Annotated in this window: 16 protein-coding genes and 2 pseudogenes; 6 read left to right on the forward strand and 12 right to left on the reverse strand. The window is 62.9% G+C overall.

Annotation, left to right across the window (positions count from 1 at the left end):
• The first annotated feature begins 58 nt into the window (after positions 1-58).
• Positions 59-1,738 (forward strand): hypothetical protein, encoded by a 1,680-nt coding sequence (locus KY49_RS13470; RefSeq protein WP_156162507.1) that lies wholly within the window; start codon positions 59-61, stop codon positions 1,736-1,738.
• 67 nt (positions 1,739-1,805) lie between these two features.
• Complete coding sequence (locus KY49_RS13475) at positions 1,806-2,411, forward strand: hypothetical protein (protein WP_042585147.1); 606 nt, start codon at positions 1,806-1,808, stop codon at positions 2,409-2,411.
• A gap of 82 nt (positions 2,412-2,493) precedes the next feature.
• Here the strand turns inward: KY49_RS13475 and KY49_RS13480 are convergent.
• The 3 genes and pseudogenes from KY49_RS13480 to KY49_RS13490 form a co-directional block, all read right to left on the reverse strand.
• Positions 2,494-2,796: pseudogene (locus tag KY49_RS13480) on the reverse strand (IS110 family transposase); the annotation flags it as partial.
• A 213-nt stretch (positions 2,797-3,009) separates the two neighbouring features.
• The gene (locus KY49_RS13485) at positions 3,010-4,212 is read right to left on the reverse strand and encodes an IS4 family transposase (protein ID WP_042585149.1); all 1,203 of its coding nucleotides are present in this window, start codon (positions 4,210-4,212) and stop codon (positions 3,010-3,012) included.
• A gap of 544 nt (positions 4,213-4,756) precedes the next feature.
• The gene (locus tag KY49_RS13490; protein ID WP_042585264.1) at positions 4,757-7,129 is read right to left on the reverse strand and encodes a two-partner secretion domain-containing protein; all 2,373 of its coding nucleotides are present in this window, start codon (positions 7,127-7,129) and stop codon (positions 4,757-4,759) included.
• Between the two features lie 603 nt (positions 7,130-7,732).
• Between KY49_RS13490 and KY49_RS13495 the strand changes: the two genes are divergently transcribed.
• The 3 genes from KY49_RS13495 (at position 7,733) to KY49_RS13505 (ending at position 10,678) form a co-directional block, all read left to right on the forward strand.
• Entirely contained in the window at positions 7,733-8,614 is an 882-nt protein-coding gene (locus KY49_RS13495; protein WP_042585150.1) for a site-specific integrase, read from the forward strand.
• Positions 8,615-8,622: 8 nt separating this feature from the next.
• Entirely contained in the window at positions 8,623-9,822 is a 1,200-nt protein-coding gene (locus KY49_RS13500) for an IS91 family transposase (RefSeq protein WP_080402683.1), read from the forward strand.
• A gap of 505 nt (positions 9,823-10,327) precedes the next feature.
• Entirely contained in the window at positions 10,328-10,678 is a 351-nt protein-coding gene (locus tag KY49_RS13505) for a hypothetical protein (RefSeq protein WP_042585152.1), read from the forward strand.
• Positions 10,679-10,785: 107 nt separating this feature from the next.
• On the opposite strand, the gene KY49_RS13510 is transcribed toward KY49_RS13505, so the two are convergent.
• The 4 genes from KY49_RS13510 to KY49_RS39245 form a co-directional block, all read right to left on the reverse strand.
• Complete coding sequence (locus KY49_RS13510; RefSeq protein ID WP_042585153.1) at positions 10,786-11,778, reverse strand: IS5 family transposase; 993 nt, start codon at positions 11,776-11,778, stop codon at positions 10,786-10,788.
• A gap of 87 nt (positions 11,779-11,865) precedes the next feature.
• Positions 11,866-12,948, reverse strand: coding sequence for an IS630 family transposase (locus tag KY49_RS13515; RefSeq protein ID WP_042585265.1), 1,083 nt, complete (start codon positions 12,946-12,948; stop codon positions 11,866-11,868).
• Positions 12,949-12,974: 26 nt separating this feature from the next.
• Positions 12,975-13,205, reverse strand: a complete 231-nt coding sequence (locus tag KY49_RS35525) for a transposase (RefSeq protein ID WP_331456547.1) — start codon at positions 13,203-13,205, stop codon at positions 12,975-12,977.
• Between the two features lie 1,709 nt (positions 13,206-14,914).
• Positions 14,915-16,348 carry a hypothetical protein gene (locus KY49_RS39245; protein ID WP_415869119.1) on the reverse strand — a complete coding sequence of 478 codons (1,434 nt, stop codon included), beginning with the start codon at positions 16,346-16,348 and terminating at the stop codon, positions 14,915-14,917.
• Here KY49_RS39245 and KY49_RS13525 point away from each other — a divergent pair.
• Positions 16,244-17,425, forward strand: coding sequence for a tyrosine-type recombinase/integrase (locus tag KY49_RS13525; RefSeq protein ID WP_231636400.1), 1,182 nt, complete (start codon positions 16,244-16,246; stop codon positions 17,423-17,425). The genes KY49_RS39245 and KY49_RS13525 overlap by 105 nt on opposite strands.
• Here KY49_RS13525 and KY49_RS13530 read toward each other — a convergent pair.
• The 5 genes and pseudogenes from KY49_RS13530 to KY49_RS37220 form a co-directional block, all read right to left on the reverse strand.
• Positions 17,422-17,883 (reverse strand): hypothetical protein, encoded by a 462-nt coding sequence (locus KY49_RS13530; protein ID WP_042585155.1) that lies wholly within the window; start codon positions 17,881-17,883, stop codon positions 17,422-17,424. The genes KY49_RS13525 and KY49_RS13530 overlap by 4 nt on opposite strands.
• 99 nt (positions 17,884-17,982) lie before the next feature.
• Positions 17,983-18,365, reverse strand: a pseudogene (locus KY49_RS13535) (DUF4158 domain-containing protein); the annotation flags it as partial.
• Between the two features lie 75 nt (positions 18,366-18,440).
• Positions 18,441-18,638 carry a P-II family nitrogen regulator gene (locus KY49_RS13540; RefSeq protein WP_231636401.1) on the reverse strand — a complete coding sequence of 66 codons (198 nt, stop codon included), beginning with the start codon at positions 18,636-18,638 and terminating at the stop codon, positions 18,441-18,443.
• Positions 18,639-18,690: 52 nt separating this feature from the next.
• Positions 18,691-19,038 (reverse strand): IS66 family insertion sequence element accessory protein TnpB, encoded by a 348-nt coding sequence (gene tnpB / locus KY49_RS13545; protein ID WP_042585156.1) that lies wholly within the window; start codon positions 19,036-19,038, stop codon positions 18,691-18,693.
• On the reverse strand, positions 19,035-19,442 hold the full coding sequence (locus tag KY49_RS37220; RefSeq protein WP_042585157.1) for a transposase: 408 nt from the start codon (positions 19,440-19,442) through the stop codon (positions 19,035-19,037). Before KY49_RS37220 ends, tnpB begins: the two co-directional genes overlap by 4 nt.
• Between the last annotated feature and the right edge of the window lie 1,036 nt (positions 19,443-20,478).

The following is a 20,478-nucleotide window of genomic DNA, read 5'->3' on the forward strand; positions in this document are numbered from 1 at the left end:
GTGTTTCAAGTCGTTCATCAACGTCGCGGCGATTGCGACCATTCCAAGGAGATAAGCGATGCCAACCGAATCGTGCAAGAAGAACATCGAGGGCATGAAGCCACCGACCTATTGCCCAGGAACGATTTGCGATGAAATACAGGGGGACATCAACGACTATTGCAAGCACAACGGCCTGGGCGGCGACGTGCCGGTTCCTCAGAACTCCTCGGCCGGAAAATGCTGGTGCTGCTGCTCGTGCGTTGCGCTTGGCACGCCGATTGAAGTGACGGCGGGCTTCTACCGGCCGATCGAGGCGATCGAGCGCGGCACGTACGTGCTCGCGACCGGCGGCTCGATGACGGAGTGGCAGGAAGAAAAGGTGACCGACATCGGCGGGATCGCGCCGGGCGTTCCGCTCGACTTCTGCTACACCGCGTATTTTAAGCTCGCGGACGGCGGCCAGCGGATTATCACGTCAACAGCGGACCACCTGTACTTGGTGCCCGGCGGCGTGCTGCAGCCGGTCCAGGATCTGCGGCCGGGCGAAAAGGTGATGCAGGCGGACGGCAAGACTGCGACGGTTTCAGCGGTAATCGTCGGGCAGTTCTCCGGCGGCGTGCGCAACTTCTCGCTCGGCGCGTTCGATCCGTCGAAGCACCCAACCGACCCTTACAAGGGCCACCTGATCAATACGTTCAACCTGGTGACGGCGGACCTCGCTGTGCAGAACGCGTTCTATGCGGGCAATGTACCGACGCGTCTGCTTGCGGCCGTAGAGCCCGATCTCGCGCCGATCGGCTCGGCAGCGTTCTTCGAAAAGTTCGACACGACGTTCCATCAGCAGGTGATGCGCGATCCGGCGCAATGGCCGAAGGGATTCAAGGCGCTGGCACCGGCGCTCGTCAACGTGCCGCCGTCCGCGCTCGCTTATTTCACTGCCGAGCAGGCTGCCGACATCCAGGAAAAGGAAGGGCATCAGAACCTCGGCAACTCGGAGGCGCTCGCGAACTTCAAGTACCTGCGTGCGTTCTTCCGTGGCTTCTACCCGGACCTCTACTACGTCGCCGACTGGACCAACGACACGCCGAACGCGTGGTACTTCAACAGCGCCGACCAGAACTACGTCGTGCTCTCCGGCGGTCTGCTGCGCTTGCACACACTGGGCACGTCGGGCCTCACGACGATCTTGACGCACCTCGTCGCCCAGTCGCGCGGCTACACCTGCACCGGCAGCGCTGACTACTGGGGCGCCGCGCGGTTCCTGCGGGAAGTCTGGTTCGGCGAACTCTACCTCGACTACGTGGAGAGGGGATATGACGAGATCGCGGCGACGTTCGAGCTGGTGAAGCCCGAACACGCGCAGCCCGATCCCGCGAATATCTGCAGCGCACCCGGGCTCGCCTGCCGGCTGCAGGCGCTCAAGCGCGCCCAAGCGTTCAAGGGCGTTCCGGAGTGTGCGCTGCCGCCGCCGGCGCTTGCTGTCAGTAGCGCAAGCGCCGACGGGCTCGACCAGGTGAAGGTCACATTCTCGGCGAAGGTGTTCCGCGGGTCGGCGAGCTTCCCTGATCACTACAACATCGATAAGGACGTGACGGTGCTCAAGGCCGACGTCGCGACGGACAACCTGTCGGTCACGCTGTCGGTGAAAGGACTGCGGCCGGCGACCGGCTATCGGGTGGTCGTGTCCGGCATCGTGAGCGAGAGCGGGCAGTTCCTGTCGCCGGACCACAACTCCGCGGAGTTCAAGACCGAGTAATCGTGAGTAAGTAGCAGTTCTTCCATTGCGGGGCTGCTGGCCCGGTCCCGCAATTTTTGGAGCGCCTATGAACGAAATACATGAGCTGCAGGACGTCGGCATCGACCAAGCGCGCGCGCGCCTTGCAGAGTTGATCAACCTGCCGGAGCCGGCGCCGCTCGCGGTCACGCGGCGCGCGCTCGCAGACCAGAAGTTCGCGATGTACCTGATGCTAACGAAAGACAGCCCGGAGCTGCAGAAGCAGTTGTTCGACGATCCACGCAATCGCGGGTATGAGGGTGACGGCAACGATCCCGGTTCAAAGTCCGGTGCCAATGCGGCTGGCGAGGCCCGTCGCATCGCCGGCCAGCACTCGACCGGCGAACTACTGACGAACGTGTCGACCGCGTTCGTCAAGTGGAGCGGTACGGGCTTCAAGCAGGTGGACGACGAGACGCGCGCGCGGCGCTGGGCCGCCTGTCAGGCGTGCGAGTACTTGGCTGATCCGCCCGAGTCGATCCTCTATCAAGGGCTCAAGCTGCTGGTGGGCAAGGACACGAAAGTCTGCTCGGCGTGTGGCTGCGCGGCGAACAAGAAGGTCGGAATTCCGACCGAGCGCTGCCCGGTCGAGCGGGAAGAAGGATCCGGCGTGTCGATGTGGGGCGAGCCCTGGGTCGGGCCGAAGGCGAAGTAGGTGCACGGGAGGCCCGGCCGCCGTGGTGGGCGGCGGTCGACGCGGGATTACGAGTCGCTGCTGCACAGCTGACTAGTCAGGTCGCTCGTGCATCCGCTGCATCGTTCTTGTTGCGGATGTTGAACGCCTTCACGAACGCCGCAGGCATCAATCTGATTTCGTGACCCAATCGCATCAGCTGCCGGGCCCAGTGGTGTGCACCGCCGCAGGCCTCCATTCCGATTAGCCATCTGGCTCGGTTAGCAAAATGCTCCAGAAACTTGGCCCGCCTGATCGGCTTGTTCACGATCTCGCCCGTTTCCGGGTCGATGTAATGCACCCGAAACACTGGCTTGGCGATGTCGACGCCCACAGCGATACGGGTATGAACAAGGTAAGCGCTTATGCGCTGCAGTGCATAAGCGCTTTTAGGCACAATACTGTTCAAATAATAAGCGGAGTGGGCTGCTGTTTGCGGTGCAGTGCTTGGCCGCGACGGCGGATGCGGAAGTTGCTCATTTTGCGCTTGACCCCGCGCGGGTTACAGCGCCCGCGGCTGCTCACACAGCGGCCGCGGCTGATTTCGGCCAGCAGCGCGTCGCGCCATTTTTCCAGGCGCTCAGGGGGGAACGGCCGCGGCTTGCGGCAGTTTTCGCTTGATCACGCGCACGGCGTGCATGAAGCTCAGGCGATCCGGATCGAGCGCTTGCCGCCAGGCCGCTTGCGCCATGAGCTGGCGGATGGCGAAGTGCGCCAGCAACAGCCCCCACAGTTCCTGCTGCACCAGATCGGGGGTCTTGCTGCGCAGCACAGTGCTGGCGCCGCGCAGGTGCGTCTTGAATTCGTCGAACACGCCCTCGATTTCCCAGCGCTCGTGGTACAGCGCCGCCAGCTCCAAGGCCGGCGCCTGCTCGGCGTCGAGCAGGGTGGTGATCAATCGGTAGCTGGCTTCGGTGGCGGTGGCCGAATTCTGCAGCGCGTACTCGATGACGCGCACCGTGCGGCCGTGGCGCCGGGTGCGGTCGGCGCTGTCGTAGACCGTACTCAGGTATGAGCCGTCGGCCAGCACTTGCTGGGTCGATAGCTTGAGGGTGGAGCTCACGCGCCAAACGAGCGCCGCGCCGCTGTTGGCGGCCAAGCACCACAGCTTGAAGCTGTAAAAGCCCCGGTCGGCCAATACCAGCATGTCCGGCTGCAGCCAGCCGGGCAGCGCTTCGGCGGCCATCGCCTTCTCGCTGCGCGCATATGGCGCGATGTCGGCCGCCACGATGGCGTGCGTACCACACTCGACCAGGCCAAGCGAGCGCACTTGCGGGAACGCGCTTTGTCCGCGCGTGGCCGTGGGGTAGCCGAAGAACTTGGCGTTGGCGCGCTCGTCGGCCACGTCCAGACCGCTCCCGTCCAACGCCATCACACGCCGCTGCCGATACCACGCTCCTGGCGCGCCCGCTGGCGCCAGCGGGCGCAGCACGCGCTGCGCCAGGTGGCGCATCACATCGGGCCCCAAGCGGGTGCGCGCCTGCGAGATCGCGGATTTACTGACCTGCACTGCCTCGGTCTGATCTGCGCCACCCAGCCATTGCAGCCCCTCGCACACCACGCGCAGCACCTCTTCCAGCGGAGCCTCGCGCCACAGCGCCAGCGCCATCACGTAGTACACCACCGCAGGCGCGGGCAGCCGCCGCTCGCGCTGGCTGGCTTTGCCGGTCTCGGCGAGTATTGCTTCAATCAGCGGGCGCGGGCATGCCGCGGCCAACACCCCGGCGCTGATCAGGTGCGCTACATCAACCCGAGCCGGCAGCGCCTTGCGTGTTCGTGCCATCGATTCCGTCCGTAGTCGTAGACGAAAATAAAGTCGTCACCGTTTGCGAAGTAAAGATGTCACTTCGCCGGGCGTCGTGTACTTAGAATTGCGAAACCCTCGTGAATTCATGAGGTTGTGGGCTGCGAATTAAATTTGTCACTGCCGACACGCCGCGAAGAGCAGCGTCAACTGTTCGGGAGCGTGCGCGTAGTGTGTGGAAGCGTTTGCTGGACCGTCAGTTTGGCGATTCAATCACGCTGTCATGATAAGCAGGCTCATCTCGTTATCATGCCGTTCGGCGATGTCTGCAAACAGCCACGCGCGACACCGAGTGGCCGTTGTGGTGCCGCGCGAATGACTCTTTGCGACCCTTCTCGGCCGCTCGCGGTTTCGCCGACTGGATGGCGGGTTCCGGAGTACACCGGCCGTCGTATTTAATCGGTGTCCGGCGGGTCGTTGGCCAGAGCCCCCTCCGCCAACGAACGCTCACGATTCCCTGCCTTGTCGACGGGCCGCTGGATGGGTTTCCATCATACGGTCTGCCGGAATAGGCGCACTGGGCTCAATGCCCGCTGACTTGCCAGGCGAGCACGGGGTTCGTCGCCCCGGCTGGCATCGCCCACACGCCACCGGGCGCGAAACTCCAACCAGAGAAGCTTGCCGGGCTGGACATCTGCGCGGCCGTCAGGCCATTGGCGGCGGATACGCCCGGCCCTCCCTGCGACTGCCCGGTGGTCGCCACGTTCCAGTACACATTCGAGCCGATCGTCCCCGAATTCGCCCCGGCGATACCGCCCAGCTGCGGGGGGTAATTCGGGTCGACTATCATGCCTGTCACGCTGCCGGTCGCGAACGATTCAGTGATAACGCCGCTATTGTTTGCGACGAGCCCGCCAGAATAGAAGGTCAACCCGGAGACGGAACCCGTCGCATACGATTGCGAAATCGAGCCGGAATTCTCGCCGACGAGACCACCCGGCTCGGTGATGTTGTCTCCGCTTACATTGCCGCTCGCAAAGGATTGCACGATGACGCCGGCGTTCTGGCCGACCAGGCCACCGGCCGCACCGTCGTTGGCCACGGCCGCGCTGCTGCCGGCGCGTTCGATCGTGCCTTCATTCGTGCCGACCAGGCCGCCGGTCGGTGGCGCGTCAAAGATACCCGGGCCGCCGCCGATGCCCACCACTCCTCCCGAGGTGAAGACATTGGCAACCAACCCCTGGTTGTCTTGCGCCAGAAGACCAATCGGGCCGAAATCAAAAGAGCCGGACGCGCTCGCATTGGTAATGCCGAGGTTACGGACGACGCCGGTTTTGCCGATGGTCGAGAAAAAACCTTCGGGCAACCACACGTTGCTGATCGTATGATCCATGCCATCAAACTGACCCGTGAATGCGAAGGCGCCGCCGTTTAGGTGGGTGCCGATGCCCGCATAGCCGCCGCCGGCATCGATATCTTTGCCCAGTGCATAGTTCGCGGCAAACTTCGACGGATCGGGTCCGGCGAGGTTATTGATGTCGTCCAGCGAATTGATCAGCTTGTAGGCGGTCAGTTGGGTGACGAGCCCGCTGTAGAGCGGCGCGCTCCAAGCCGCATTGCCGATCAGCGTGCCGGGGGTGTAGCGGCCGTTCATGTCGTAAAGCGCGCTCACGATGCCCGTGCTCTTCGACCAGTCGACGGTGCCGTTGTTGATGACGCTGCCGCCGTTGTCGATAGCGGTCGCATCGGCGCGCAGCGTCAGGTTGCCGCTACCCTGGTTGCCGATGGTCACGCCCTTGTCCACCGTGAGCGTGCGATACGCGCCGAGCGTCAGCGATGCCCCACGGGTCCAGCGGAGGTTCGACGCGACGACGATGTCCCCGCTCTGGCCATTGGCGCCCGTCGTCTGCAGGTTCACCGAGGTGCCCGCGTTCAGGCTGCGCGCGAAGGCGATCGCGGCAGGCGTGTCGACCGTGAAGCCCGGCGTGGTGATGTTCCAGATGCCGGCCAGCACGACCGGCGCGCAGCGGGAGAATTCGAGCGTGCCGGCGACGGTGTCGACGGTGCCGCCGCTGCCGTCGGCATTGGTCGCCCGGATCGGGTTGGCAAGCTTCACCGTGCCGCTGTCGGCGACCAGCCAGATGTGACCGTCACGCGTGGCGGTGCCTGTCGCGCGCAGCACTTCGTGGTTGCCCGCCAGCGCGTAGACATTGCCGTCCGCCGCCTGCAGGCTGATCTGCGCGGCTTCGATTGCGCCCCGATTGAGGACGGTCCCGCCGCTGCCCGTCTGCACGAAGACCTGCCGGCCGCCCGACGCATCCTGCAGCAGCACGGTTTGCCCGACGGCCAGTTCGGCGGTGCCGTTCGGTGCGCCAATGCTGCCGCGGTTGTCGACCGCGCTGCGGGCTATGAGGAACACGTCGCCGCCGCTCGACCCGATCTTGCCGAGATTGACGACACTCGCGTTCGAGTTGCCCGACAGCGTGAGCGGACCGCCTGCCATGAACGCGGAGTTGTCGGTATCGAGCGTGGTCGCGACGAAGCGGCCGCCGGTCGTAATGACGCCGCCCGGGCCGACGACGATGCCCTGCGGATTGATGAGATAGACGCTGCCGGTGGCGGTGAGCGTGCCGAGAATCGATGACGGATCGCCGCCCGTAACGCGGTTCAGTGTCGCGCCCGTGCCGTTCTTGAACGTGACGCGGTTGCCGCTGCCGATCGAAAAGCTCGTCCAGTCGATCACGCCGCGGCTCGACGTCTGGTTGATCGTGAGCGATGTCCCGTTGGAGGCGATCGAGCCCGCACCGGCGACGAACTGGCCGCCACCCGGCAACGGCCCGGCCGCGTCGGCAGGGGCCGGCAGGCCGAACGACAGCGCGAGGAAAATCGGTGCGAGTGCGGGCGGCGTCGTGCGCCGCAAGCGGCGTGAGCGTCCCATCCATGAGGCGCGGCGCATCGCGGTCACCTCCTGTTTTCATCCGGCGTGCGGGCCATGCCCACGGGCGCGATGGTTCTATGCTCTATTAATCCGACGAATAAGTGCAGGGGAAAACCACGCCTGAATCGGTCGAGACGTCGGCGTTTTCGGCCTTCACGTGGAGCGAGGTCGAGCCGTCGCTCACGGGATAGAGCGTGACGCGGCGCCCACGCGTTGCCGCAGTGGCCACGCGAATGGAATGGCAGGTTACCGAGCGAAGCCGACGTCTGAGTGTCCGAGCAACGGTACGAGCGACTGACGCTTCATGGCCGGCAACCGCCGGTGGTGACAGCCGGAAACCGACCCACAACTGCCGCTCATCGTTGTGTTGTTGCGATGACCGCTTGCGAGGTACAACGGCCCTTCAATTAGGCGAATCGTAAAGCAAATCGCCGTTCACCACCTAACCGCAGACACCCCGAACCCGCACTCGTGGTAACCGAAGTTGAACTAACCCGCTGACGCGGGAGGTGGTGGTTGGCTGACGGCATCGGCTCCGGGATCGATTGTGGGGGCCCTCCGTTCGAGTGCGACGATGGCAGTGCAGTTTGCTGCCCACGTCCCTTCTGAGCGGAGTCCACCATGACACCCCTACGTCGACGCATGATCGAGGATATGCGCGTGCGCAACCTCGCGGCCAATACCCAACGCGCTTACCTTCAGCAGGTGAAGGCCTTTGCCCAACACTTCGGGCGCTCTCCCGAGGTACTGGGTCCAGAGGAAGTCCGCGCCTGGCAAGTGCATCTGGTTGAAGTCCAGCGGCGCTCCCGCAGCACGCTGGTGGTGGCCACTGCGGCCTTGCGCTTCCTGTACACGGTTACGCTCAAACGCAACTGGGCTGTCGACGAGATCCCCTTGTCGAAGGTGCCGCTCAAGCTGCCGGTGATCCTCAGTCAGGACGAGGTCACCCGGGTCCTCGAAGCAATCCGCAGCGTGAAGCATCGTACCGTGCTGATGGCAGCCTACGCTGCCGGCCTGCGCATCTCGGAGGCCACGCGCCTAAAGGTCGGCGACATCGACAGCCAGCGCATGGTGCTACGGGTCGAACAGGGCAAGGGGCACGCCGACCGCTACGTGATGCTCTCGCCACGGCTGCTGGAGATCCTGCGCAGTTACTGGTGCATCGGCCGGCCCCAGTACTGGCTGTTTCCCGGCCGCTTTCCTGACCAACCCGTCGGTGCCGATGTGGTGCGACAGGCCTGCCAGCACGCCCGCCGTCGTGCCGGAATCAGCAAGCCCATCACGCCGCATTCGTTGCGCCACGCGTTTGCCACGCACCTGCTCGAATCCGGCACCGACGTGCGCACGATCCAGTTGCTGCTCGGTCATCGCAGCCTCGCCACGACCTCGCGCTATTTGAAGGTCGCAACCAGCACCGTCTGCGCGACGACGAGTCCGTTCGACCGACTGCCTCAACGACCTGCCACGCCCATCTGCCCCGAGCCTCCGCCCACAAACGGCTGAGTGCGATCATGCGTGCCGCGCTGGAACTGGCGGACGTTCTGCGTCGCCACGGCCCAACCTATCGGGACGTGCATGCCGACTCGCTCAGCCGCGCGCAGCGTCGCGTCATGAGTGCGATCGAGCAATGTCGTACCGCAGTGCTGGGGGGCCACGTCGAACAGTGCGACACCTGCGGTCATCAGCGCATCGCCTATAACTCCTGTCGTAACCGGCACTGTCCGAAGTGTCAGTCGCTCGCCCGCGCGCAATGGCTCGACGACCACCAGAGCGACCTGCTGCCCGTGCCGTACTTCCACGTTGTCTTCACCATCCCCGAACAGATCGCGTCGATCGCCTTCCAGAACAAGGGCGTGGTCTACGACATCCTGTTCCAGGCTACGGCCGAAACGCTGCATACGATCGCTGCCGACCCGCGCCATCTCGGCGCGACCATCGGATTCATCGCGATCCTACACACATGGGGGCAGAATCTTGTGCATCATCCCCACCTACACTGCGTGGTCCCGGGCGGAGGGCTGGCTCCCGACGGCACCCGCTGGGTGGCCTGCAAGCCTGGTTTCTTCCTGCCGGTGCGGGTGCTGTCGCGTCTATTCCGCCGCTTATTCCTTGAACGGTTGCAGCATGCCTTCGATGTGGGCGATCTGCGGTTCTTCTCGTCGCTCGCGCACCTGGCTGAACGAGGCGAATTTGCTCGCTATCTTGCCGGTCTGCGGCACGCCGAATGGGTGGTCTATGCGAAGGAGCCGTTCGGTGGCCCGCAGCAGGTCCTCGACTATCTCGGCCGCTACACCCATCGCGTCGCGATCTCCAACAACCGCCTCGTCGGCTTGAGCGAAGGGCATGTCACGTTCCGCTGGAAGGACTATCGACACCCGGGCAGACCGCGCGTGATGCGCCTGGATGCCCACGAGTTCATCCGGCGTTTCCTGCTGCATGTTCTGCCGCGCGGGCTGCAACGCATCCGTCACTACGGGTTGCTCAGCAATCGACTGCGTGAGTCCCAGCTGGTCGTTTGCCGTCAGTTGCTCGATGTCGCGCCCACCAGCGAAGCCCGCAGCGCGCCTGAACCCGACTATCGGGACCGCTACGAGAAACTCACTGGCCGCTCGCTTTACACCTGCCCCGTCTGCACACGCGGGCGCATGCACTGCATCGATCGCCTGTTCCCCGGTGCGGCGCCGCGACCACCACCGGCGATTCTCCGATGAATCCCAATCCGCCCGCCAACCACATCGGTTCCAGCACGTCCCGCTGGCGCCGTTGGACACGCTCGACCCGACGTCACCCACCGCCGCCTGCCGAACCCTGCGGCGCCTGTTCATTCCATGCGGTCTGTGGACACTCTTTCAGCAAACCGCGCCGCGAACCGCTCGTTCCGGTGACTGCGAACCCCGTTGTCGGTCATCTCGCACGCGAGTGCCATGATCCAATGCCCATAACCGCAATCGTCAGCGGAGCGGCTTAGCTCAAAGAATTTTTAGCGAAGCACAGCCGGCCCGAACGCCGTGCCCACTCGGGCTCAGTGCGCCGCCTGCGCTTCGCTAAAAATCCTCTGCATTATCAGAAGTGGCTGTTTGAATCTTTCGTGACGCGTTCGTTTTGACCCTTGAATCACGGACGCGCGCCACCACCTCAGCTCCGGCGCCTGAAAAGGCACAACTCCGATCATTCCAACGGGCGCGTGGCACCGAAAGACCACCAAGGGGAGAAGGTATGGAAGGCTTCAACTGGCAGACACTCATTGCGGCCGTCGGTGGGAGCGGCGCGCTAACCACCGCACTCGTGTTCATCGGCCGGTCGTGGTTCACCGAGCGTCTGCGAGGCAGTATCCAATCGGAGTACGCGCAGAAGCTCGAGACTCTGAAGGTACAGCTCAGCAGTGAGGCCAATGCGCGTCTCGAGGTGCACAAGGCAGAGTTGAAGTGGAGTGGCGACGTCGAGATTGAAAGACTGCGCTCGCAACTCGCTGCGGCCAATACGGAACGAAACACGTTGCTGGCAGCGCTGACCACACGTCGCTTTGAAGCGATCGCTGCGGTTCACGCGGCCCTAGGGAAACACTGATCAATGAACCCATCGCCGACGATTCGGCGCACACGGCTCGCGATTTTTAAACTGGAAGGCCGTCGCAGTGAATTCTGAGCACCTGCGCAACCGACTTCCTGCATTTTTCAAACACCAGACGGACTGCTCCCATGGCATGGCCACAGTCGATTACGCGCAATCACCAGGTTCGCCAGCGCGAACAGACTGAACAGTTGCGCCGTGTTCCTGGCTAGGCCCCGGTAGCGAACCTTGCGATGGCGGAACAGGTTCTTGACGACATGGAACGGGTGCTCAACCCGCGCGCGAATCTGCGCCTTGGTCCGCTCGGCCGCGATCACCAGATCCTTCAGCGGCCCGTTCGGCATCGCCTTGACCTTTGCGCGCTTGAGCGCCACGTGCCACGTCACCGTGTTGCCCTTCATCTCCTCGCGCTTGTCCACGCCGGTGTAGCCCGCGTCGCCGAATGCTTCCTGCTCGTGACCGTGCAGCAGGGCGTGGGCCTGCGATACATCTGATTCGTTGGCCGCCGTGGTGACCACGCTGTGCACCAGACCCGAGTCGGCGTCGACACCGACATGGGCCTTCATACCGAAATGCCAGTCATTGCCCTTCTTCGTCTGGTGCATCTCCGGGTCACGGCTCTTCTCAGCGTTCTTCGTGGACGGCGGCGCCTCGAAGATCGTCGCATCCACCAGCGTGCCTTCCTTCATCATCAGCCCGCGCTCGCACAACTCGATGCCGTTCTCGTCGAACAGCTTTCGCGTCAGCTCGTGCTCGACCAGCAGGCGCCGGAATTTCAGCAGCGTGGTGGCATCCGGCACGTTCTCGCGCGCCAGGTCGATGCCCGCGAACGCGCGCATCGCAATGCTGTCGTACAGCGCGTCTTCAAGGCCTTCGTCCGACAGGCCGTACCACTGCTGAAGAAAGTAGATCCGCAGCATGCGCTCCAGCCCCACCGGCGGCCGGCCCCGCTCGCCCTTCGGGTAATGCGGTCCAATCGCCGACAGCAGGCGCTGCCACGGCACCACCTTCTCCATCTGCGCAAGGAAGCGCTGCCGCCTGGTCACGCGCTTCTTGCCCAGACTTTCTGCTTCTGCAAAGCCGATCTGCCGCTTCATGATCGTGGGTCCGTTCCGTGAGTTGCTTTCTACAACGTCCTCGGCTGCGTCAGCGATGACCGCCGAGCCTGATAAATCAGTGTTTCCCTAGTGTTCCGTCCCAGAAATAACTTTGCATAGCCGAGCCACTTTCTGAAGGATGGAATCGGCGGTTGCCGTCCAGACGAACGGACGTTTGTGCTGGTTGTACTGCTCAACATAGCGCTCGATGGGGGCAATCAGCTGGCGCACATTTCTGAAGGAACCGCGCCGGATGGCCTGCTGCGTGATCAGGCCAAACCAGCGCTCCACCTGATTGAGCCAGCTCGAATACGTCGGCGTGAAGTGCATGTGATAACGCGGGTGCTTCGCCAGCCATGTCCTGACCTTCGGGTGCTTGTGCGTTGCGTAGTTATCGACGATCAGATGCACGTCAAGATCTTCCGGAACCGCTTGATCAATGTGATTCAAAAACGCCAGAAACTCCTGATGTCGATGACGCGGCTTGCATTGCGTGATGACTTCGCCCGTCGCCGCATTGAGCGCTGCAAACAAGGTTGTCGTGCCATGCCGTATATAGTCATGCGTAACACCTTCAAGATAGCCCAGCCCCATCGGCAACACCGGCTGCGTACGCTCGAGCGCCTGACACTGGCTCTTCTCGTCGACACACAGCACCAAGGCGTTGGTCGGCGGGCTCAGATACAGCCCGACAATATTGCGCACCTTTTCGACGAAGTACGGATCAGTCGAAAGCTTAAAGCTCTTCGAGCGATGAGGCTGGACACCGAACAGCGACAGATACCGGGCCACCGAACTCTTCGAAATACCCGTTTGCGCAGCAGCAGAACGCACACTCCAGTGCGTTGCCCCGTCGGGCTTCTCATGCAGTACCTTCGCCAGCAACTCCGCCACGGCTTCATCGTCATGCGCGCGCGGTCGCCCCGGGCGTGCTTCGTCATGCAGTCCGGCGAGCCCATGCGCGACAAACCGCTTCTTCCAGTGCGTGATCGCAGGAGACGTTACTTCACATTGCGCTGCGATTTCCTGGTTCGTACGACCGTCAGCCGCCATCAGGACAATCTTTGTCCGGCGCACCAGCGAATGAGGCAGCGAACGCGAGCGGCTCATCGACAGCAATTGCTCCCGCTCCAGTTCCGAGATCACCACCTCGATTCTCTTGCGCGCCATGATCACCTCCACTCAATTTCGCTTGATCATAAAGCAACACAATTCCATGTAAAGTTATTTTTGGGACGGAACACTAGTAAGCTTCTTCGCCACTGCGCGACCATATTGGCGTTCAAGCCGTGCGCACGAGCCACCTCGGCAATCGAGCGATTCGGATCGTTCGCTTCGGCAGCAACTGCTTCCCGAAACTCCTTCGTGTAGTTCCTCGATCCCGGTTGTCTTCCATGCACCACTGGCTTCATCAATCTGATTCCCATTACATCTGATGGGAATCAGATTGCTTGTGCCGCGCCCTCATGAACAGACGGTACATGTCGAGCGCTTACAAAAAATGCGGGCAGGTTCATATCGATATACGCCCCCTTCCAGCGCCGGCTTTCCCCGCCGGCGCCATTCTCGAAATAATTCGATAAACAAATCCATTCGACAAAACGTTTGCCACCTAGCAAAAGTCGCAGTTTCTCCCAAAGCGACACATAGATAGGCTACATGTGCAATAGCGGCAGATTTTCATGACCAATTTTATATCAATTGCAACGATTATACGCGGTTTGACGCTCTGCTCCCGCATCATTTAATCTGGTCAGAGATTATGTTCTGACAAATGAATCGTCGAACGTGAGTGGCCATAACCTGCAAAATCTCGGACTTGACTATGAAACCCCTATATAAAGCTCTCGGTTTGCGTCTGGTGCGCGCGAAGCGCGTTTCGCGAATCGCCATGCTGGTTGTCGCGATCGGGCCCGCCACCGCTTGCGCCCAAGCCAACGCTCAACCCGATCCGTGCCTGTACGGCTTTGAATGGCTGCACAAGGTTCGCTTTCCGTTACAGCCCGACCCCCATGCGGCGTACTCCTACATCGCGCCCCAGTTGCCAACCGACGGCACCCCGGTGGGCTTTTTGGTGGAGGGTGATTATCCTTATTCGGCTTGGTTTTCCTGGACAATGTATGGTGCACATGCCCAGGCGGTTTCCGTCATGAGTGACAAGGCCACCGTTCCGGACCCAGGGAGCGTCAACCCATTTATAATCGGCAACCGGGTCATGGAACCCAAGCGTCATTACCGCATGCTGCTGCTGCCGAATGGCGCAACTGTTGGCTCGTCGCTCGCGGACATACCCAATAAGTTGACGATACCGACGGACGTTGCGACATCGCTGCTGGCCTATCGCGTGTATCAGGCCTTCCCGGGCTATAACCTGGGCGGCGCGGGTGGAGCGACGCACACACCTTTTCCCGCGATTTACGCCGTCAACTACAAGACCGGCGAAAAGCTCTCCTGTTCGGCATACAACGCGATTCCGGCCTCGGTCGGCCACTTGCCAACCGACACCCCGCCGCTCGAAAACCTTTACGGAACGAACCCGCCTCCCGACGCGCGGAAATCAGCCGACCACTCGGCGCATGCCACAGCGACGCCGCAGACGCAATCGCCAATCCCGCCGAAATGGCAATACGCTCCGGTGATCGACCCGACATTGGTGACATTCACCCGACCTCCGCTCTTGCCCGGTGCCGACGTGTCTTCCATTCCGCCGCCGGACCAGTGTGCAGGCTATCTGGGGGCCGGCTTAAACCCGAACAAAATCGCGATCATCAGGATTCCGCAGGTGCCGACAGTGTTCGACACGCTGACACTGAACGAGCAAACCGTTTTTCCCGACACGCAGGGCGCGTACTACTCGCTTGTGATGTACGGCGCATCCGTCGGCACCTACGCGCCCGGTGAGCCGATTACCACGGCCTTGGCCGATACCGAGTTGAAGCCGGATGCGACCGGTGGCTCGACCATTGTCGTCTGGCCACGCGACTTACCCAATACGGAACGCGAAGAGCTATTTGCCTACGCTCGGGCGCAAGGGTGGGCGCTGCTTCGCAATGGTGAGGCCGGAGCCCTCACAAGTGCCAATATGCTGATCCGCCTCAAGGGTGCGAGCGCCAGCTACTATGGGGCCTACACGCCACTACCCGGCGCCAGAACGGGCGTGCCGTGCTACTTCAACGACAAACCGAACGGCACCCTTTGGAGTGCGCTCGAAGGTGCGAGCGATCCGATGACCTATGTGGCCAGTTTCCAAAACCTTGGTAACGCGGCGCCACAGGGCGTGGAATGCACGAGCACGGCAGATGTCTTGAACGGCGCGTGCCTGGGGCGGCTGCAAGACTACATCCATCGAACCGGAGGCAAATACTCCAACCCTGGCTCCCAGCCGCCACCGAGCGTCGCATCGCAGAAGTAGCACGTGAGACATCGTCGGCTCTCTGCCGGTGGAGAGGTGTAGGGGAAACCGATCCATCGGCCGCCAGTGGCAATGCGGACACGGCACCAGAGTCGACCGATACGCGAGTTGGTCCGGGGCATCGGGCATCTGCATGTAAATCACCAGCGGCGCAATCAGCGGCATGCCCGGCGGCACCGACGCGCCGGGCGCATCGAAATCCTGGCCGCGATCGCGCCAGTGCGCGCGCAGCGCGTCGACGCACGCGACACCGATCGGCACGAAGCGCTCCTTGTTGCCGCCGATCACGCGCAGCTCCCACGTCGCCGGGATCTCGCCGTCGGCCGGATGCAGCTCGAGCGCGGGTCGCGCGACCGCGGCCGCCTCGGCGATGCGCAGGCCCGCGTCGCCCATCAACAGCAGCAGCGCGCGGGCGGCCCGCCCCGTCGCTCCACGCAGCGAGGCTCGCGCGGGTGCGCGCCCACAAGTCGAACGGCAGCGCCCGCTCGATCTGCAGCTTGTGCGCGCGCTTGACGGGCTACGGGTCGGTGACGGCGGCCCACGGGATTGCCGGCCAAGTAGCGCACCCTGACCAGCCACTCGAACGCCGCGCGCAGCGTGCGCACCGCGTACAGCTGGCTCTCGAGCGACAAGCCGCCCGGCGCGAATGGCCGCCAGCGGCCGGACTCGCAGACGCCGGCGGCCCGCAGAACGCGTCGGCTGGCGCGGCGAGAAACGCCTTGTACGCGTCGCAATCCTCGCCCCGCAGCAACGACCGCGCGATGCCGCGCTCGACGATCGCCCACTTGCAGGAAGCGCTCGAGCTCGCGGCGGTACGCGCGCTGGGTCGCGCCCTGGCTGGCGTAGCGGTTCAGGTGCGCACGCACGGCCGCGAGGTCGTGCTGTGCGGCGATGTACGGGAACGCGGACGTGCGGTTCGCGCCCTGCGCGCCGGACAGCGGATGTGGCACGGCGAGCCGCGCGAGCGGGACAAGCTGGCCGCGCACCGGCTCGATGGCCTAGCCCGAGGCGACGAGCGGAGCGGTCGCGTCGACGTCGACCGGCTCGCCGATCGTGTCGGCGTGCCGGCGCAGCCACGCACGCGACCGGCACGCGCTGCACCAAGCGCCACCAGGTGCCGCCGCGGTCATTGCAGCGCGCAACCAGCGCGCCGAGCATGGTGAGGTCTTCGCCGGCGAGCCGCTCGGCCACCAGCGGCCGACCGCGTGTTCCGTCGCCGGCGTCGCAGCCGCGCACGCGCCGGCCACCGGCCCGATCGGCTGCAGCGACACGCGTGTCAGGCGCGGCTCGGCGCATACGACGCGAGCCCATGTAACCGAAATCCGACGCCTCGCGGCGTGGTGCATCGGACATGAACTGGGCCCGCTGTCGAATCTCACGCGTCACGATCTGCTTGCGTACCGGCGCGCGCTGCATCACCCCGCGCGCGACGTGAACGGTGCTGTCGCGCGAAGCCTGACGGCGGCGTCGCAGGCGCGTGCGCTCGCTGTCGTCGCGAGCCTGTTCCGGTACTGGACGGAAACCGGCTATCTGACCGCGAATCCGGCGGCCGGGCTGGTGCGCGGGCAGCGTCGGCATGCCGGCTTCGTCCCCACCCGGATGTTGACGCCCGTGCAACTCGCGGCGTGCAACGTACAGGTGAGCGAGGTGACCGTTGGCGTCGAGCCCGTCGTGGCCGCGCGACGCCGGGCTATCTGGATGCTGTATCGCTACGCGGGCGTCCGTCTCGTCGAGCTGGTCTGGTCCGACGACCTGAAACTGCCCGTCGTCGAAGCAGAGTCCGACGGTCGCTGGACCCTGCACGTCTGCGGCAAGGGGCGGAAAACCCGCAGTATTCCGCTGCCGCAGGGCTGCGTGTCGGTGCTGCAGGCGTATCGACAATTGCGTGGTCTGTCGGCGCAGCCCGAATCTGGCGAGCGCGTCGCGCTGATTCATGGCCTCAAGGGCGGCTCATTGCAAAGCTCGGGCCTGTACGACGAAGTCAAGGCGATCTTTGCGGCGGCGGCCGCGGCGCTCGAGCCCGCCGATCCGAGTGGCGCCGCCACGTTGCGCCATGCATCGCCACACTGGTTGCGGCATGCGTATGCGCGCACGCTGGTGGTCGATCGGCAGGTGCCGTTGCCGGCCGCGCAGGCGCTGCTCGGGCACGCGTCGATCCAGACGACCGCCGGTTACGCCAAGACTGATTTGTCGCAGTTGCGTGCGTTCGTCGATCGCGCCTTTTCGGCAGACTAACTTTCCGATTGCGGCTCGGCCGGAATCGGCGATTTCAGCCCCTCGAGCGCGAATCGATTCAGCTTGTCGAGCGCATCCAGATAACGATGTGTGGGTGTTGTCGCGAGTTGCTCGTCGTGAAGCAGTAGCACCCGCTCGATCGCGGATTTGTCGGCGTCGAGCATGGCCCATGTCTCGCTGCGTTCGGCGCGGGCCATGCACCGCTCCAGCGCTGCCTCCGCGCGCCGAATGGCGCGAACGTCCGTCTCCGCTGGCGATTTGCTCCGCAAATAGAATGCCATGTAGACCGCCTTCAGCAAGCAGACCATCAAGTCGAGATTGCCGCGTCCTTGAGCGTTCGCGGCGAGCGCGAGGTGATGTTCGAGCGACAGCGCTCGCGTGCGGGCAAGCTGCATCGGCAATAGCATGTCCTTGGTGAGCGGCCGGTGACCGGCACGCCGGATCGACGTTCGACTCATGACTGTTCATTGAAAAATTTGCAGCAGCGCATTATCGCCCACGAGGACGACGTACCCCCAAGCCGCCTCATCCGCGAGCCTGATGCGAGCCTGGCGCCGGCGCACCACATAGCGTCGTTGATGCTCGGCCATCGGGCGAAAGCCGAGCGCCTCGTAGGCAAGCTTCTGGTGATCGGCAAGCGATCGGTTCGGTCGTCGTACAGAGCGCGCAAGGTGCCGAGATCCGGCGGCTCGACGCCGAGCTGTTCGCCCAGATGGTGCCAGCGCCGTTTCGGAATCTGTTTGTAAGCACCGAGCGTGCGCCCGGTCATGCGCACGAAACCGAGGTGCAGTCCGACCGCCAAGCGGTACAGGTGCGATCGGCGGCCGTCGATCAGCGCGCGCTCCCGAGCCGAGAACGTAAAGAACGTATTGAGTTCGAACTCGGTCAGCTCATGCGGGAAATGCCGCATGCCGAGGTAAGCCAGCCGCCAGTGATCCATCATGCGCGTCCCAGAGCGAAGACGGACTGTGCAGCGTATCGGGAAATTCGTTGACCGGCAATCGCCAAACCGGTGTTACGGAGTCGCTGCCCGCACTCGCAGAAAGCGTTCTACCGGTACGACGGCCACGACGCCATCGCCACCAGACTCCTCGTTGGCGACCGTCATAATTTCCTCGATCAGCGCGTCGACGTTCTCGGCGACCGTGAAGATTTCGATCTTGACGTGCTCGGTCGTCCAGTCGTTGGCAAAGAGATTCGGATGGGCAGACATGCGGTGAGTTTACACGGCGCGCCCCTCGAGCACCCCAACGCGTAATGAACGTTTACAACGCGCTGCGCGGGCGCGCGGCGTCGATTGGCTGCCGCCAATCGAATCCTTCGAGCAGAAGCGAGAGTTGGGCGGTCGTCAGCGCGATCACGCCGGCATCAGTGCGCGGCCACGCGAAACGCCCCTTCTCGAGCCGTTTCGCCAGCAAGCATAGCCCGCCGTCGCTCCAGTACAGACACTTCAGCAAGTCACCACGCTTGCCGCGGAACACGAACACATGACCGGAGAACGGATCCTTCTCCAGCACCGTTTGTACCTTCGCCGCGAGCGAATTGAAGCCGCAGCGCATGTCCGTCGTACCGGCTGCGATCCAGATCCGGGTGTTCTGAGGTAAGCCAATCACTTCAAGCAATCCCGAAGAAACTGCTCGGCGCGGTCCACCGACATTCCGCGGATGCGCACTCGGCGCTTACCCACTTCGATTTCGATGTCGCAGTTCGTCGATGCGGTCTGCCTCGTCTCCTCCGCCATTCCGTGCGACGTGGCGTGTTGCGTGGAGAGCACCGGCGCGTCCACCACGGTGACCGGCAGCAATTCCGCACAGAACATCGGCTCGTCAGCTCCAGCCTGGCGAGCCTCGAGACTTCGCCGACGCCACTGCGCAACCATATTGGCGTTCAGCCCATGAGATCGAGCAACCTCAGCGATTGAGCGATTCGGGTCGTTCGCCTCAGCCGCCACGCTCTCCCGAAATTCCTGCGTGTAATTCCTTGATCCGGGTTGCCGGCCCTTGGCCTTCGGTTCCATTCATCTGATTCCCATCACATTTTGATGGGAATCAGATTGCCGTAATCATCCCTCGACGGAAAGACAGTACCGATCGCGCGCTTACGCACGACATTGCTTCCGGGGAGTTGCGATGACCATGTGCCCAATCCCGGTCGTGCGCAAAATTCAACAGCGTGTGCACCTGAGCCCTTGCGTCGAAGCAGTGATGTCGGACGTTTCGGCTCCTTCGGATCGCTGCACGACTTCCCGAACAGCGATCATTGATTCAATCATCGCGAGCCGCATTTCCCATAAATCGTTTAACACTCGGTAGGCGGATTCCAATTCTTGAAGGGACCTATTCAAAGCATCTGACTTTATATTGAGTCGGGCGAGATCATGGATTCGCGCCTGCAGCCGGAGCAAGCGACCAAGGGTTGATGCGAGCCGTATGCGCGTTGCCGCCTCCAGCTGCCGCTCCTTGTATAGGAACTCGTTCCGCATCGTAGCCCTAGCGATGATAAGAATGATGAATGCGTCCGTCCAGCGAGCGGCATCTCACCCAAGTTACCAATGGGGCGAACATCGAGCCGAGTATTCAAAACAATAGTGACATCATGACGCGAATATTGCGATGCACCATACCTACTTTAGCAAGCCAATCCCGACTGTTCATTTGGAATAGCAATTGAATTAACGCCATCATAGGGATCGTGTACGGGACAAATTCTTATGCGGATGGCCCGCACGGCGTCTGCTTCAGAGATTGAAAATCTAGCAATATTGCTGCTCCAGCTGCACATACCTAGACGTGACATTCGCGTCCGCAACATGGAATCGATTATTTAACGACATGTAACGTTCGGAATATTTTCGCATCGAAATATCACTAAGCCGAGCCCCGTTCTCGGCAATTTGTGCCCGTCCGACCGCTCGACCGAAATGGTATCTTCATGCAAAAATCACACCTACGAGAGAGTGCCAATGGGGGTCCCCTTGATTTTGATGCAGTTTGCCGGTGTAGGCCGATCTAGCTGCGACAGGGGCTAGCGCTCAGTCCCCCCAAACAATAACC

Source organism: Burkholderia sp. MSHR3999 (genome assembly GCF_000833595.1).
GTDB classification, from domain to species: Bacteria; Pseudomonadota; Gammaproteobacteria; order Burkholderiales; family Burkholderiaceae; genus Burkholderia; species Burkholderia ubonensis.

Coding starts and splice junctions, on each gene's coding strand:
- KY49_RS37220 (WP_042585157.1), bottom strand. CDS start 19,442: ATGGAACCGAAGGCCAAGGGCCGGCAACCCGGATCAAGGAATTACACG.
- KY49_RS39245 (WP_415869119.1), bottom strand. CDS start 16,348: ATGCTCGGCGCGCTGGTTGCGCGCTGCAATGACCGCGGCGGCACCTGG.
- KY49_RS13540 (WP_231636401.1), bottom strand. CDS start 18,638: ATGTCTGCCCATCCGAATCTCTTTGCCAACGACTGGACGACCGAGCAC.
- KY49_RS35525 (WP_331456547.1), bottom strand. CDS start 13,205: ATGGGAATCAGATTGATGAAGCCAGTGGTGCATGGAAGACAACCGGGA.
- KY49_RS13475 (WP_042585147.1), top strand. CDS start 1,806: ATGAACGAAATACATGAGCTGCAGGACGTCGGCATCGACCAAGCGCGC.
- KY49_RS13515 (WP_042585265.1), bottom strand. CDS start 12,948: ATGGCGCGCAAGAGAATCGAGGTGGTGATCTCGGAACTGGAGCGGGAG.
- KY49_RS13505 (WP_042585152.1), top strand. CDS start 10,328: ATGGAAGGCTTCAACTGGCAGACACTCATTGCGGCCGTCGGTGGGAGC.
- KY49_RS13530 (WP_042585155.1), bottom strand. CDS start 17,883: ATGAGTCGAACGTCGATCCGGCGTGCCGGTCACCGGCCGCTCACCAAG.
- KY49_RS13485 (WP_042585149.1), bottom strand. CDS start 4,212: ATGGCACGAACACGCAAGGCGCTGCCGGCTCGGGTTGATGTAGCGCAC.
- KY49_RS13510 (WP_042585153.1), bottom strand. CDS start 11,778: ATGAAGCGGCAGATCGGCTTTGCAGAAGCAGAAAGTCTGGGCAAGAAG.
- KY49_RS13495 (WP_042585150.1), top strand. CDS start 7,733: ATGACACCCCTACGTCGACGCATGATCGAGGATATGCGCGTGCGCAAC.
- KY49_RS13470 (WP_156162507.1), top strand. CDS start 59: ATGCCAACCGAATCGTGCAAGAAGAACATCGAGGGCATGAAGCCACCG.
- KY49_RS13490 (WP_042585264.1), bottom strand. CDS start 7,129: ATGCGCCGCGCCTCATGGATGGGACGCTCACGCCGCTTGCGGCGCACG.
- KY49_RS13500 (WP_080402683.1), top strand. CDS start 8,623: ATGCGTGCCGCGCTGGAACTGGCGGACGTTCTGCGTCGCCACGGCCCA.